Annotated in this window: 15 protein-coding genes and 5 tRNA genes; 16 read left to right on the top strand and 4 right to left on the bottom strand. The window is 70.4% G+C overall.

Annotation, left to right across the window (positions count from 1 at the left end; genetic code table 11):
- Positions 1-102: 102 nt before the first annotated feature.
- The 3 genes from EDD93_RS00790 to gltX all read left to right on the top strand — a co-directional run bounded on the left by EDD93_RS00790 (position 103) and on the right by gltX (position 2,619).
- A complete protein-coding gene (locus EDD93_RS00790; RefSeq protein ID WP_123523321.1) occupies positions 103-294 on the top strand; it encodes a hypothetical protein in 192 nt (63 codons plus the stop codon).
- Between the two features lie 83 nt (positions 295-377).
- Positions 378-1,154: a fumarylacetoacetate hydrolase family protein gene (locus EDD93_RS00785; RefSeq protein ID WP_123523320.1), complete on the top strand. Its 777-nt coding sequence runs from the start codon at positions 378-380 to the stop codon at positions 1,152-1,154.
- On the top strand, positions 1,147-2,619 hold the full coding sequence (gltX, locus tag EDD93_RS00780; protein WP_123523319.1) for a glutamate--tRNA ligase: 1,473 nt from the start codon (positions 1,147-1,149) through the stop codon (positions 2,617-2,619). The genes EDD93_RS00785 and gltX overlap by 8 nt, the downstream gene beginning before the upstream one ends.
- A gap of 36 nt (positions 2,620-2,655) precedes the next feature.
- Here gltX and EDD93_RS00775 read toward each other — a convergent pair whose 3' ends face one another.
- Positions 2,656-3,585 (bottom strand): LysR substrate-binding domain-containing protein, encoded by a 930-nt coding sequence (locus tag EDD93_RS00775; RefSeq protein ID WP_123523318.1) that lies wholly within the window; start codon positions 3,583-3,585, stop codon positions 2,656-2,658.
- Between the two features lie 85 nt (positions 3,586-3,670).
- Here EDD93_RS00775 and EDD93_RS00770 point away from each other — a divergent pair, with 85 nt between their 5' ends.
- The 7 genes from EDD93_RS00770 (at position 3,671) to EDD93_RS00740 (ending at position 6,195) form a co-directional block, all read left to right on the top strand.
- Positions 3,671-4,807, top strand: coding sequence for a putative sulfate exporter family transporter (locus EDD93_RS00770; protein ID WP_123527519.1), 1,137 nt, complete (start codon positions 3,671-3,673; stop codon positions 4,805-4,807).
- 94 nt (positions 4,808-4,901) lie between these two features.
- The gene (locus EDD93_RS00765) at positions 4,902-5,621 is read left to right on the top strand and encodes an HAD family hydrolase (RefSeq protein ID WP_123523317.1); all 720 of its coding nucleotides are present in this window, start codon (positions 4,902-4,904) and stop codon (positions 5,619-5,621) included.
- Between the two features lie 87 nt (positions 5,622-5,708).
- Positions 5,709-5,780: transfer RNA gene (locus EDD93_RS00760), tRNA-Gln, on the top strand.
- Between the two features lie 24 nt (positions 5,781-5,804).
- Positions 5,805-5,877 (top strand) — tRNA-Glu (locus EDD93_RS00755).
- Positions 5,878-5,937: 60 nt separating this feature from the next.
- Positions 5,938-6,010, top strand: a tRNA-Glu gene (locus tag EDD93_RS00750).
- A 12-nt stretch (positions 6,011-6,022) separates the two neighbouring features.
- A tRNA-Gln gene (locus EDD93_RS00745) sits at positions 6,023-6,094 on the top strand.
- Positions 6,095-6,122: 28 nt separating this feature from the next.
- Positions 6,123-6,195, top strand: a tRNA-Glu gene (locus EDD93_RS00740).
- 324 nt (positions 6,196-6,519) lie between these two features.
- On the opposite strand, the gene ndgR is transcribed toward EDD93_RS00740, so the two are convergent.
- On the bottom strand, positions 6,520-7,236 hold the full coding sequence (gene ndgR, locus EDD93_RS00735; RefSeq protein WP_024490257.1) for an IclR family transcriptional regulator NdgR: 717 nt from the start codon (positions 7,234-7,236) through the stop codon (positions 6,520-6,522).
- A 174-nt stretch (positions 7,237-7,410) separates the two neighbouring features.
- Between ndgR and leuC the strand changes: the two genes are divergently transcribed.
- The 4 genes from leuC to EDD93_RS00715 all read left to right on the top strand — a co-directional run bounded on the left by leuC (position 7,411) and on the right by EDD93_RS00715 (position 10,585).
- Positions 7,411-8,835: a 3-isopropylmalate dehydratase large subunit gene (gene leuC, locus EDD93_RS00730; RefSeq protein WP_123523316.1), complete on the top strand. Its 1,425-nt coding sequence runs from the start codon at positions 7,411-7,413 to the stop codon at positions 8,833-8,835.
- 5 nt (positions 8,836-8,840) lie between these two features.
- On the top strand, positions 8,841-9,434 hold the full coding sequence (gene leuD / locus EDD93_RS00725; RefSeq protein WP_123523315.1) for a 3-isopropylmalate dehydratase small subunit: 594 nt from the start codon (positions 8,841-8,843) through the stop codon (positions 9,432-9,434).
- 104 nt (positions 9,435-9,538) lie between these two features.
- Positions 9,539-9,766, top strand: a complete 228-nt coding sequence (locus EDD93_RS00720; RefSeq protein ID WP_123461880.1) for a hypothetical protein — start codon at positions 9,539-9,541, stop codon at positions 9,764-9,766.
- 144 nt (positions 9,767-9,910) lie between these two features.
- Positions 9,911-10,585 (top strand): HU family DNA-binding protein, encoded by a 675-nt coding sequence (locus EDD93_RS00715; RefSeq protein ID WP_123523314.1) that lies wholly within the window; start codon positions 9,911-9,913, stop codon positions 10,583-10,585.
- A 115-nt stretch (positions 10,586-10,700) separates the two neighbouring features.
- Here EDD93_RS00715 and EDD93_RS00710 read toward each other — a convergent pair whose 3' ends face one another.
- Both EDD93_RS00710 and cofC read right to left on the bottom strand, forming a co-directional pair.
- Positions 10,701-10,904 (bottom strand): hypothetical protein, encoded by a 204-nt coding sequence (locus tag EDD93_RS00710; protein WP_073738736.1) that lies wholly within the window; start codon positions 10,902-10,904, stop codon positions 10,701-10,703.
- Between the two features lie 10 nt (positions 10,905-10,914).
- The gene (gene cofC / locus EDD93_RS00705) at positions 10,915-11,598 is read right to left on the bottom strand and encodes a 2-phospho-L-lactate guanylyltransferase (RefSeq protein WP_123523313.1); all 684 of its coding nucleotides are present in this window, start codon (positions 11,596-11,598) and stop codon (positions 10,915-10,917) included.
- 159 nt (positions 11,599-11,757) lie between these two features.
- On the opposite strand from cofC, the gene EDD93_RS00700 reads away from it, so the two are divergent.
- Together EDD93_RS00700 and EDD93_RS00695 are read left to right on the top strand one after the other, a co-directional pair.
- On the top strand, positions 11,758-12,510 hold the full coding sequence (locus tag EDD93_RS00700; RefSeq protein WP_123523312.1) for a 1-acyl-sn-glycerol-3-phosphate acyltransferase: 753 nt from the start codon (positions 11,758-11,760) through the stop codon (positions 12,508-12,510).
- Positions 12,507-13,520 (top strand): NAD(P)H-dependent glycerol-3-phosphate dehydrogenase, encoded by a 1,014-nt coding sequence (locus EDD93_RS00695; protein ID WP_123523311.1) that lies wholly within the window; start codon positions 12,507-12,509, stop codon positions 13,518-13,520. The genes EDD93_RS00700 and EDD93_RS00695 overlap by 4 nt, the downstream gene beginning before the upstream one ends.
- Positions 13,521-13,595: the final 75 nt, after the last annotated feature.

The following is a 13,595-nucleotide window of genomic DNA, read 5'->3' as shown; positions in this document are numbered from 1 at the left end:
CGGTGGGAATTGGATGTTTAGCCTGACGCTTTACAGGGATGGCAAAACCGACAACTGGCGCCCCTCCGGGCGGCGCCCCTACCGACAGGGTCCGAACGGCAGATGAAGACGACGATGATGTTCCGCAACATTGCCAACCCCCGGCGCACGACGCTGGCGCACCTCAAGGACGCCGAAGCGCTGCAGACGCCGGAGCGGCCGGAACACGCGCTCGAACTGCCGGCACAGACGGCCAACCCGCGCCGCACGATCCTCATGGTGGCCCCCGCGACCGCCACGGCCGCCGCCGAGTAATACGCGCGGCCTCCCCCCTCACCCGCGTTAGCCTGGAGCGTCAGTCTTCAAGCAACCCAGCAAGTGAGGGGCCACAGCTTCCCGTGCGCATCGCCAGGTTCTCCATCGACGGCAATGTCGCCTTCGGCGCCGTCGAGGGCGACGGGCCCGATGGTCTCGTCCTCGACATCATCAAGGGCATCCCGTACGCCGAGTTCGAGCTCTCCGGGACGAAGGTCCCGCTGAACAAGGTCCGGCTGCTGCCGCCCGTGCTCCCCAACAAGGTCGTGGCCATCGGCCGCAACTACGCGGAGCACGCCGCGGAACTCGGCAACGAGGTCCCCGACGTCCCCGTCGCCTTCTTCAAGCCCACCACCTCGGTGATCGGCTCCGGCGACGCCATCGAGTACCCCTCCTTCTCCGAAGAGGTGCACCACGAGGCCGAACTGGCCGTGGTCATCGGCCGGATGTGCCGCGAGGTGCCCCGCGAGCGGGTCAAGGACGTCATCTTCGGCTACACCTGCGCCAACGACGTCACCGCGCGTGACGCCCAGAAGCGCGAGAAGCAGTGGGCCAGGGCCAAGGGCTTCGACACCTCCTGCCCGCTCGGCCCCTGGGTGGAGACCGACCTCGACCCCAGCGACCTCGCCATCCAGGCCACGGTCAACGGCGAGCAACGCCAGCTGGGCCGGACGAGCGAGATGATCCGCTCCATCGAGGACCTGGTCGTCCACATCACGGAAGCCATGACGCTGCTCCCGGGCGACGTGATCCTCACCGGCACCCCCGCAGGGGTCGGACCCCTGCACGTCGGCGACGAGGTCGCCGTCACCATCGAAGGCATCGGCACTCTCACCAACAAGGTGATCAAGCGTGGTTAACGGACCGGTCCGTGTACGTTTCTGTCCCTCCCCGACCGGCAACCCCCACGTGGGCCTGGTCAGGACAGCCCTCTTCAACTGGGCCTTCGCCCGGCACCACCAGGGCACCCTGGTCTTCCGCATCGAGGACACCGACGCGGCGCGCGACTCCGAGGAGTCCTACCAGCAGCTCCTGGACTCGATGCGCTGGCTCGGTCTCGACTGGGACGAGGGCCCCGAGGTCGGCGGCCCGCACGCGCCCTACCGCCAGTCGCAGCGCATGGACATCTACAAGGACGTCGCCGAGAAGCTCCTCGCCGCCGGTCACGCGTACCACTGCTACTGCACGACCGAGGAGCTCGACACCCGCCGCGACGCCGCCCGCGCCGCCGGCAGGCCGTCCGGCTACGACGGCCACTGCCGCGACCTGAGCGACGCGCAGAAGGCCGCCTACGAGGCCGAGGGCCGCACCTCGATCGTCCGCTTCCGGATGCCCGACGAGGCGATCACCTTCACCGACCTGGTCCGAGGCGACATCACCGTCCAGCCGGAGAACGTGCCGGACTACGGCATCGTCCGCGCCAACGGCGCCCCGCTCTACACGCTGGTCAACCCGGTCGACGACGCGCTGATGGAGATCACCCACGTCCTGCGCGGCGAGGACCTGCTCTCCTCCACCCCCCGCCAGATCGCGCTCTACGCGGCGCTCACCGAGCTGGGCATCGCCAAGTACACCCCCGCGTTCGGCCATCTGCCGTACGTCATGGGCGAGGGCAACAAGAAGCTCTCCAAGCGCGACCCGCAGGCCTCGCTCAACCTCTACCGCGAGCGCGGCTTCCTGCCCGAGGGGCTGCTCAACTACCTCTCGCTGCTCGGCTGGTCGATCGCCGAGGACCGCGACATCTTCGACATGGACGAGATGGTCGCCGCGTTCGACATCGAGGACGTCAACGCCAACCCGGCCCGCTTCGACCTCAAGAAGTGCGAGCACGTAAACGCCGAGCACATCCGCCGGCTCGACGTGAAGACCTTCACCGAGGCCTGCGGCCCGTGGCTGAAGGCCCCGTTCGCCCCCTGGGCCCCGGAGGCCTTCGACGCGGACCTGTTCGCGACGATCGCCCCGCACGCCCAGACCCGTGTCACGGTCCTCTCCGAGATCACGGCCAACGTCGACTTCCTCTTCCTCGACGAGCCGGCGACCGACGAGGCGTCCTGGGCCAAGGCGATGAAGGAGGGCTCGTACGCCCTGCTCGTGACGGCACGCGCCAAGCTGACCGAGGCGGAGTGGAACGCGGACGCCCTCAAGGCCGCCGTCCTGGCCGCCGGCGAGGAGCACGGCCTGAAGCTCGGCAAGGCCCAGGCCCCGGTCCGGGTGGCCGTCACCGGCCGCACGATCGGCCTGCCGCTCTTCGAGTCCCTGGAGATCCTGGGCCGCGAGAAGACCCTGGCCCGGGTGGACGCGGCACTGGCGAAGCTGACCGCCTGAGAGCGGTCCCCGGCCCTGTGAGCCGGCTCTTCCCCGCTACGGGTGCTTAGCCACCCGGAGCAGGTGAAGGGCCGGCTCCGGCAGTTCGCGGCCCTTGGGCCACACCGCGTGCAGGACGCGCTGCAGCCGTACGGCCGGGCTGACCTCGACCTCGACCAGACGGCCCGACGCCACGTCCTCGCGCACGGCGAGCGCGGAGAGGACGGCGGGAGCCAGACCCCGGGCCGCCGCGCTGCGCAGCGGGGCGGTGGAACCGAGTTCGAGGACCGGGACGGCGACTCCGTCGTACGCGCGCAGCGCCCGCTCCAGCGTCTCCCTGGTGCCGGAGCCCGCCTCGCGCAGCAGCAGCGGGGTGTCGGCCAGCTCGCGTCCGGTCAGGGCGCTGCGACGGCGGGTCCAGGGGTGACCGGGGGCCACCACGACCGCCAGCCGGTCCCGCCCCACCGCCGAGCGGTGCAGGTCGTCGGGGACCCTCGGCCCCTCGATGAATCCCAGGTCGCAGCCGCCCCGGCGCAGTGCCTCGACCACGCCCCAGCTGTTGGTCACCGTCAGCCCGACATGGGCGTCCGGTGCGCTCTCGCGCAGGGTGACGAGCCAGCCGGGCATCAGCTCCTCCGCGATGGTCAGACTGGCGGCGACCCGCAGCCGGCTGTCCTGCCGCGAACGCAGCGCGGCGGCCCCCTCGACCAGCGCCGTGGCCCCTTCGAGCACCGTCCGCGCCCAGTCGGTCACCACTGCTCCGGCCGGGGTCAGCCGGGACCCGGCGGTGGAACGGTCCAGGAGCTGCAGCCCGAGACGGCGCTCCAGTGTGCGCATCCGGGCGCTGGCCGACGGCTGGCTGATGAGCAGCCGGGCCGCCGCCCTGCCCAGGCTGCCGGTCTCCGCCACGCTGACCAGCAGCTGCAGCGACTGCAGATCGGGCAGCGGGAGCTGCCCGAGATCCCGGTTCTCGGCGCGCTCGGTCATAGGGAAACCTCCATAGGGCAACCCTATGACCTGGGCTCCGGTTCGTGTCTACCGGGCGGCGGGGAACCCGACCACGCTGGTGATCATGACCCTGGACACCGAACGCCCCCGCCCGCGGACCGTGCGACAGCCGCCGAAGCCGGCCCCCGGAAGCGGCGCGTCCACGCCGGGCCCGGTACGCCGCAACGCACCCGGCCTGGCGCTGGCCGCCCTCGGACTCGGGCTGGCCGAGGGCGTGCACGCCCTGCTGCCCGGCGTGCCGATGCTGACGGTGGCCGTGGTGCTCGGAGTCGTGGCGGCGCACCTTCCCGGGGTCCGTCCGTTCGTACGCGGCCGGGGCCGGGCCGGGCTCTCGACGGCGGGGAAGCGGCTGATGCGCGCCGGCATCGTGCTGCTCGGGCTGAAACTCAGCGTCGGAGACGTCATCGGGCTCGGCTGGGAGACGGTGGCCATGGTGCTCGGCGTCGTCCTGGTGGCCTTCTTCGGGATCTGGTGGCTCGGCCGCAAGCTGGGCCTGCCCGGCGACCAGCCGCTGCTCATCGCCACCGGCTACTCGATCTGCGGCGCCTCGGCGATCAGCGCGGTCAGCGGCGCGCTCGGCAAGGAGGAGGACGACGAGCGGCTCGCGGCCGACGTGGCGACCTCGGTCGCCCTGGTCACCCTGTGCGGGACCCTCGCCATCGCCGTACTGCCGCTGCTGCAGCATCCGCTCGGCCTGGACACCATGCAGTTCGGCCGCTGGGTGGGCGCGGGCGTCCACGACGTCGGCCAGGTCGTGGCCACCGCCCAGACGGCCGGTCCCGACGCGCTCGGCGAGGCCGTGCTGGTCAAGCTCATCAGGGTGGCGATGCTCGCGCCGCTGGTCGCCGGGGTCGCCGTGGCCGGTCGCAGGCGGGCGCACGAGGCGAGCGCCGACCGGCAGGCGACGGGCGAGGCGTCGAGCGCTGTGGCGGGCGGACGCCGCCCGGCGGTGGTGCCGCTGTTCCTGCTCGGCTTCCTGGCGATGACGGCCCTGCGCAGCACGGGCCTGCTGCCCGCCGGAGTGCTCGACGCCGCGGCCATCGCCCAGGAACTGCTGCTGGCCGCCGCCCTCTTCGGCCTCGGCACCGCCGTCCACCTCCCGACACTCGCCCGCTCCGGCGCCAGGACGGCCGTTCTCGGACTCGCCTCCTGGGTGGTCATCGCGGCGGCGAGCTACGCGGGTGTCCTGCTCACCACCTGAGCGCGGATCGTGAGTTCCGGCCGTACGCCCCGGCGGTGAGGCCCTGCCCGCGCAGGGGCCGCAGGACCGGCCGGACCGGCGGTAGCGTGGTCGTATGCCGATCCGAGCAGTGCTCTGGGACATCGACGACACGATCTTCGACTACACCGGCGCCGACAGTGTCGGCATGCGCAGGCATCTGGAGAGCGAGGGCCTGCCCGACGGATACGACTCCGTCGGGCAGGCCGTCGACGCGTGGCGGGCGATCACCGATGCGCAGTGGGCGCGTTTCGCCGTGGGGGAGACCGATTTCCAGGGGCAGCGGCGCGAGCGGGTCCGTACCTTCGTCGCGCGGCCGCTCACGGACGCCGAGGCCGATGCCTGGTTCGCCCGGCACGCGAGCCACTACGAGGCCGCCTGGTCGCTCTTCCCCGACGCGGTGCCGGCCCTGGACCTGCTGGCCGGCCGCTACCGCCATGCCGTGCTGAGCAACTCCAGCATCATCAACCAGGACCGCAAGCTGCGCGTCCTCGGCGTGCGCGACCGCTTCGAGGCCCTGGTGTGCGCCGTGGAACTGGGCATCTCCAAGCCCGAGGCCGGGGCCTTCCACGCCGCCGTCGAGGCCATCGGGCTGGAGCCGCAGGACGTCGTGTACGTGGGCGATCACCCCGATATCGACGCGGCGGGCGCGGTGGCGGCGGGGCTGAGCGCTGTGTGGCTGGACCGGAGCGGGCGTGGCGGGCGGCCCGAACTGACCCGGATCACCGGTCTCGATCAGCTGCCCGGCCTGTTGGCGGTCAATACCCGTTTTGGAGCGCCGGACACCTTCAGGTAATGTTCTTCCTGCGCCGACCGAGCGGGCCGAAAGATTCGATCGGGAAGCGCACACGGAAATAAAGCCCCTCCTGGGGTTGCATTTCAGTGGGCTATGGTGTAATTGGCAACACTACGGTTTCTGGTACCGTCATTCTAGGTTCGAGTCCTGGTAGCCCAGCGCAGAGCTTCATCTGTAAAACACGCCCCCGTTGTGTAGCGGCCTAGCACGCTGCCCTCTCACGGCAGTAGCGCCGGTTCGAATCCGGTCGGGGGTACAGATCCTTCCCGCGAGAACATCTGGGTCGCACCCACGCTCTCGATGCAGGATCGCTAGGGCCCCCGTTGTGTAGCGGCCTAGCACGCTGCCCTCTCACGGCAGTAGCGCCGGTTCGAATCCGGTCGGGGGTACTTGCAACACCATGGGCTATGGTGTAATTGGCAACACTACGGTTTCTGGTACCGTCATTCTAGGTTCGAGTCCTGGTAGCCCAGCGCAAGACAAGTAAATCGCAGGACACAGGCCCCCGTTGTGTAGCGGCCTAGCACGCTGCCCTCTCACGGCAGTAGCGCCGGTTCGAATCCGGTCGGGGGTACAACAGAGCAAGAGGCAGAGGCCCTTCACTTCGGTGAGGGGCCTCAGTCGTGTATCCGCCTGTGTACGCGGACAGTTCGGACCGGCCGGGCCCGAGGGGCGCGGCGGTGGCTCGTGCGGGATCGGAGGCGGCTCGTGCATGTGCGGGCCGTGGGGCGCCAGTTGACGCATCGCTCTGCGGGCGGCGGGGGAGCGGGCCGGGCTCCGGGGTGGTGGTCCACCGCTCCCGGTAAGGGAGTTGTGCGTGGCGCGAGAGCCGTGGTGGTTCTGAAGGGGGCCGCCACGACGCTGGGGCGGCCGGTGCTGGAAGGCGGGGCGTGGTGGGTCAGCCGGTGCGGCGCAGTGCCTCGCTCAGCCGGGCGGCCGAGTCGATGATCGCCTGGGCGTGCATCCGGCCCGGGTGCCGGGTCAGCCGCTCGATCGGCCCGGAGACCGATACCGCCGCGACCACCCGGTTCGAGGGGCCGCGCACCGGTGCCGAGACCGAGGCGACGCCCGGTTCCCGCTCACCGATCGACTGGGCCCAGCCCCGGCGCCGTACACCGGAGAGCGCCGTCGCGGTGAAGCGGGCGCCCTGGAGACCCCGGTGCAGGCGCTCCGGCTCCTCCCAGGCCATCAGGATCTGCGCGGACGATCCCGCCTTCATGGTGAGCGTGGAGCCGACCGGCACGGTGTCCCGCAGGCCGGAGAGCCGCTCCGCCGCCGCCACGCAGATCCGCATGTCGCCCTGCCGGCGGTAGAGCTGGGCGCTCTCCCCGGTGATGTCGCGAAGGTGGGTGAGCACCGGTCCCGCCGTGGCGAGCAGCCGGTCCTCGCCCGCCGCCGCCGCGAGTTCCGACAGCCGGGGGCCGAGAATGAAGCGGCCCTGCATGTCCCTCGCCACCATGCGGTGGTGTTCCAGTGCCACGGCCAGCCGGTGGGCCGTGGGTCGTGCGAGCCCGGTCGCCGCGACCAGCCCGGCGAGGGTGGCCGGACCGGACTCCAGGGCGCTCAATACCAGAGCTGCCTTGTCGAGAACGCCGACGCCGCTAGAGTTGTCCATACGACGATACTCGCGTCTCACTCTGTGAAACGCAAGTTCAATTTTCCAGGGAAGTTGCGAACCTGTACGGGCGGCCCCACAACGGCCCGTAGCCACCGCCCCGCACGGGGGTCCGGACGGGGGCGCACCGAATCTCTAGTTGGGCCGGCGACGACGCCGGTCGGAGGGAAAGCGATGGGTAGGACACTCGCGGAGAAGGTTTGGGACGACCACGTCGTCCGGCGCGCCGAAGGCGAGCCCGACCTCCTCTTCATCGATCTGCACCTGCTGCACGAGGTGACCAGCCCGCAGGCCTTCGACGGTCTGCGGCAGGCCGGACGCCCGGTGCGGCGCCTCGACCTCACCATCGCCACCGAGGACCACAACACCCCGACCCTCGACATCGACAAGCCGATCGCGGACCCGGTCTCCCGGGCGCAGCTGGAGACCCTGCGCAAGAACTGCGCGGACTTCGGCGTCCGGCTGCACCCGCTGGGCGACGTCGAGCAGGGTGTCGTGCACGTGGTCGGCCCGCAGCTGGGGCTGACCCAGCCCGGCACCACGGTCGTCTGTGGCGACTCCCACACCTCCACGCACGGCGCGTTCGGCGCGCTGGCGTTCGGCATCGGCACCAGCCAGGTCGAGCACGTGCTGGCCACCCAGACGCTGCCGCTGGCCCGTCCGAAGACGATGGCGATCACCGTCGAGGGCGAACTGCCCGACAGCGTCACCGCCAAGGACCTGATCCTCGCGATCATCGCGCGGATCGGCACCGGCGGCGGCCAGGGCTACATCCTCGAATACCGGGGGTCCGCCATCGAGAAGCTCTCGATGGAAGCCCGGATGACCATCTGCAACATGTCGATCGAGGCCGGGGCGCGGGCGGGCATGATCGCCCCCGACCGGACCACCTTCGACTATCTGCAGGGCCGCGACCACGCCCCGCAGGGCGAGGACTGGGACGCCGCCGTGGCGTACTGGCAGACGCTGCGCACCGACGACGACGCGGTCTTCGACGCCGAGGTGGTCATCGAGGCCGCCGAACTGGCACCGTTCGTCACCTGGGGCACCAACCCCGGCCAGGGCGCGCCGCTGTCGGCCAGCGTCCCCGATCCCGCTTCGTACGAGGACGCCTCGGAGCGCAACGCCGCGGAAAAGGCCCTGGAGTACATGGGCTTGACCGCCGGGCAGCCGCTGCGCGAGATCAGCGTGGACACCGTCTTCGTAGGTTCGTGCACCAACGGCCGGATCGAGGACCTGCGCAACGCGGCCGCGATCATGGACGGCCGTCAGGTCGCCGACGGGGTACGGATGCTGGTCGTCCCGGGCTCCGTGCGGGTCGCCCTGCAGGCCATCGAGGAGGGCCTGGACAAGGTCTTCAAGGCCGCCGGCGCCGAATGGCGGCACGCGGGTTGCTCGATGTGCCTCGGTATGAACCCCGACCAGCTGGCCCCCGGCGAGCGCTCCGCCTCCACCTCGAACCGTAACTTCGAGGGCCGGCAGGGCAAGGGCGGCCGCACCCACCTGGTCTCCCCGCAGGTCGCCGCCGCCACCGCCGTGCTGGGCCATCTGGCCTCGCCGGCCGACCTGTCCGACGTCCGTACGCCCGCCGGAGTCTGAGAATCATGGAAGCTTTCACCGCACACACCGGCCGGGCCGTCCCGTTGCGCCGCAGCAACGTCGACACCGACCAGATCATCCCCGCCCACTGGCTGAAGAAGGTCACCCGGGACGGGTTCGAGGACGGCCTCTTCGAGGCCTGGCGCAAGGACGAGAACTTCGTCCTCAACCGCCCGGAGCGCAAGGGCGCCTCGGTGCTGGTGGCCGGCCCGGACTTCGGTACCGGCTCGTCCCGCGAGCACGCCGTCTGGGCCCTGCAGAACTTCGGCTTCAAGGCCGTCATCTCCTCCCGGTTCGCCGACATCTTCCGCGGTAACTCGCTGAAGAACGGGCTGTTGACCGTGGTCCTGGACCAGCAGGTCGTCGACGCCCTGTGGGAGCTGACGGAGGCCGACCCGGAGGCCCGGATCACGGTCGACCTGGAGACCCGGCAGGTCCTCGCGAAGGGCGTCACCGCCGACTTCGAGCTCGACGAGAACGCCCGCTGGCGGCTGCTGAACGGGCTGGACGACATCAGCCTCACCCTGCAGAACGAACCGGACATCGCGGCCTACGAGGCGACCAGGCCGGCCCACAAGCCACGTACAATTCAAGCCTGAGTAACCCGTTTCCAGTACTGCGCCCCCTGCCTTCTGGTAGGGGGCGCAGTCGCTTGTTGAGACCCCGTCGGGCGACAACTCGCCCCAGATGGCACAATCGGTGCATGGAACGCGACAGCCAACTCAAGCTTTACGGCCAAGTCGCCGACCAATTGAAGGAAGCGCACTCACGAGTGCGTGCACTGCAAGTCCCGGAGGGCGTACGGATGGCGCTGTCCCGGAAGCTGCTGGTCGTCACGGCCGCGGCGAAGCACGATCTACCGGATGCGGCAAGGCGTCTGGACCGGTTGATGAAGGACCTCGATGAGGGCCGATTCCCCGAAGGTGACTGACTCTGCGGAACTGCGCAGCGGTCGACTTCGTTGCGGCACTAGGGTGATTAGCCCGTTTCGTGTTTGATTTGCGGTATATATCTGCCTAACGTGCGAAAAAGGCTTGAACACTTTCGTTCTGGCTATGTCTCCGAAGGGGAAGACGTGAACAAGGCGCAGCTCGTAGAAGCGATTGCCGACAAGGTCGGCGGCCGACAGCAGGCCGCGGACGCCGTCGATGCGGTGCTCGACGCGATCGTTCGTGCGGTTGTCGCAGGTGACCGCGTTTCGGTCACCGGCTTCGGCTCGTTCGAGAAGGTCGACCGCCCGGCCCGTTACGCCCGCAACCCGCAGACGGGTGAGCGCGTACGGGTCAAGAAGACGTCCGTGCCCCGTTTCCGTGCGGGACAGGGCTTCAAGGACCTGGTGAGCGGCTCGAAGAAGCTCCCCAAGAACGATGTGGCCGTGAAGAAGGCGCCCAAGGGCAGTCTCTCGGGCGGTTCTTCCACCCGTACGACGGCCAAGGCTGCCGCCAAGAAGGCCACCGCCAAGAAGGCCGTGGCGAAGAAGGCCACCGCCAAGAAGACCGTGGCAGCGGCGAAGAAGACCACGGCCACCGCCAAGAAGGCGACCGCGAAGAAGACGTCCGCGGCGACGAAGAAGACCACGGCGGCCGCGAAGAAGGCGACCCCCGCGGCGGCGAAGAAGACGACGACCGCCAAGAAGGCCGTCGCCAGCAAGACCGCGCCCGCCAAGAAGACCACGGCGAAGAAGGCGCCCGCGAAGAAGACCACCGCGCGCAAGACCACGGCCAAGAAGGCCACCGCACGGAAGAAGTGAGACCCAGCAGCACAGGGCTCATCACACGCGCCGGGCCGGGCTCCCCTCGGGGAGCCCGGCCCGCGGGCTGTTCGGGGCACGGGGCCGGAACGGCCGTCCGGCGCCGCCGAAGGGCTCAGAAGGTCTGCAGCGTCACCAGTGTGATCCGTAGCCCGGCGCCCTCGCCCCGGCCCTCGATCCGCACCCGCTGGCCCGGCCGCAGCAGCCGCAGACCGCCGGCGTCGAAGGCCCGGGCGTCGAAATCCACCGGGGTGCCGTCGTCGAGCAGCACACTGCCGGTCCGGGTCTCGGGGTCGTACGTGTACGAGGTCGCCTGCATGAGCGGCAGCCTATCGGTCCATCGCGGGGACCCCGGCGGCCCAGCGCCCCGCCGTGTAGGGGCCGACCCCCAGGGCGAGCGCCGCCCGCAGATCGTCGCCGGTGTCCACGTCCTGGCGGACCGAATCGATACCGGAGAGTGCTATTTCCGCGGCGCCCGAAGCGAGGTGCCGGGCCCGGGACGGACCGCCGAAAGCGGGGCGCAATTCCACTCCTGGCCCAGCGGACAGAAATGTGGTTCCGATTCCCGCCGCATCGGTCACAAATGCCCGGGGAAAAGCGGCTGAGGAATCGAGCACCCGGGCCAATTCCGTAGGGCGCAGTGCCGGAAGATCCGCGTTGAGCACGGCGACGGCCGCTCCGGGCCGGGCCGTGCGCACCGCGCGCTCACCGTGCGCGAGGGCCGCGTTGAGCCCGGCGGCGGGGGAGTCGGCCACGACCCGGGCGCCGAGCGCCGCCAGCGCGGCACCGGCCGTCGCGTCGTCCGTGACTACCACCACATCCGCGACGGCCCGGCAGGCCAGCGCGGCGTACACGGTGTCCTGGGCGAAGGCCAGGGCCAGCCGGGGCCGCAACAGGGCACCGGACGAGGGCACCAGCCTGCTCTTGGCCCGCGCCAGGGGCTTCAACGGGACGACCAGGGACCAGCGGCCGGTCGGGTCGGTGTTCGTGGCGGTCTCCCCCTCGATGCGCATCAGCGCCTATTCTCGCCTGCCGGCGCGACAACCTGGAGGGTCGGTCCCGAAGGTGAGGCGTACGGTGTTCTCGACAGAGCAGGGGCCTGGGGCGAGACTTGACCGTCGGTAGTCAGTCAGTAGAGCTCCACCGTCAGGTCCGTAGAGAAAGGTGTCCGGGTGTCCCGCCGTAGAATCGGCTTCTGGTACCGCTTGGCAGCGGCCATCGCAAAACCGCCGCTGGTGGTTCTGTTCAAGCGCGACTGGCGAGGGATGGAACACATTCCGGCCGATGGCGGCTTTATAACTGCGGTCAATCACAACTCGTATCTGGACCCGCTCTCGTACGGGCACTTCCAGTACAACACCGGCCGGGTGCCGCGGCTCCTCGCGAAGGCGGGCCTCTTCAAGACCCCCTTCGTCGGGATGATGCTGCGAGGCACCGGCCAGATCCCCGTGTACCGCGAGACCACCAACGCCCTGGACGCCTTCCGGGCCGCCGTCGCCGCCATCGAGCGCGGTGAATGCGTCGCCTTCTACCCGGAGGGCACCCTCACCCGCGACCCCGAGATGTGGCCGATGGGCGGCAAGACCGGCGCCGCCCGCGTCGCGTTGATGACCAGGGCCCCGGTCATCCCCGTCGCCCAGTGGGGCGCCAACCTGGCGATGCCGCCCTATGCCACGGAGAAGAAGCTACGGCTCTTCCCCCGCAAGACCCTCCAGGTCCAGGCGGGTCCGCCGGTCGACCTCTCCCGGTTCTACGACCGGGAGCCGACGCCGGACGTCCTGCGCGAGGCCACCGAGGTCATCATGCTCGCGATCACCGAGCAGCTCGCGGACGTACGCGGACAGCAGGCCCCCACAGCGCTCTACGACCACCGCAAAGCCCGCGCGCAGCAGCGGCGCAAGTCCGAACGAGAGGGACCCAAGTGACGCACCCCGTAAAAGCAGCCGTCTTCGGAACCGGCTCATGGGGTACGGCCTTCGGCATGGTCCTGGCCGACGCGGGCTGCGAGGTCACCCTCTGGGGACGCCGCGCCGAGGTCGCCGAGACCATCAACACGACCCGTACCAACCCCGACTACCTGCCGGGCATCGAACTCCCCGCGTCGGTCCGGGCCACCGCGGACGCCGCCGAAGCGCTGCGCGGGGCCGACTTCGCGGTGCTCGTCGTGCCCTCCCAGACGCTGCGCGAGAACCTCGCGTCCTGGGCCCCGCACCTGGAGTCCAAGACGGTGCTGGTCTCCATGATGAAGGGCGTCGAACTCGGCACCGCGAAGCTGATGAGCGAGGTCATCGAGGACGTGACCGCGGTCGGCGCCGACCGCATCGCCGTCGTCACCGGGCCCAACCTCGCCAAGGAGATCGCGGAACGACGCCCCGCGGCGGCCGTCGTCGCCTGCCGGGACGAGTCGGTGGCGCGCCGCCTCCAGGCCGCCTGCCACACCCCCTACTTCCGCCCGTACACCAACACCGACGTGGTCGGCTGCGAGCTCGGCGGTGCCATCAAGAACGTCATCGGCCTGGCCGTCGGCATCGCGGACGGGATGGGGCTCGGGGACAACGCCAAGGGCTCGCTCATCACCCGCGGCCTGGCCGAGACCACCCGGCTCGGACACGCGATGGGCGCCGACCCGCTGACCTTCTCCGGACTGGCCGGCCTCGGCGACCTGGTGGCGACCTGCTCCTCGCCGCTCTCGCGCAACCACACCTTCGGCACCAACCTCGGCCGGGGCATGACGCTCCAGGAGACCATCGCCGTCACCAAGCAGACCGCGGAGGGCGTCAAGTCCTGCGAGTCGGTGCTCGATCTGGGCCGCCGCCACGGGGTGGAGATGCCGCTGACCGAGACGGTCGTCGCCATCGTCCACGAGGGCAAGTCGCCGGTGGTCGCGGTCAAGGAGCTGATGTCGCGCAGCGCCAAGGCCGAGCGGCAGCACTGAGGCCTGCGGCCCGCCCCGGGGCCGGGTTCACCCGCCGGGCGGCACCGGCGACGCTGACGCGACCCGTACCAGCAG

It is taken from the genome of Streptomyces sp. 840.1 (genome assembly GCF_003751445.1).
Taxonomy (GTDB): domain Bacteria; phylum Actinomycetota; class Actinomycetes; order Streptomycetales; family Streptomycetaceae; genus Streptomyces.
The sequence above is the reverse complement of the archived record's forward strand: the minus strand, read 5'-3'. Positions and strand labels throughout refer to the sequence as shown.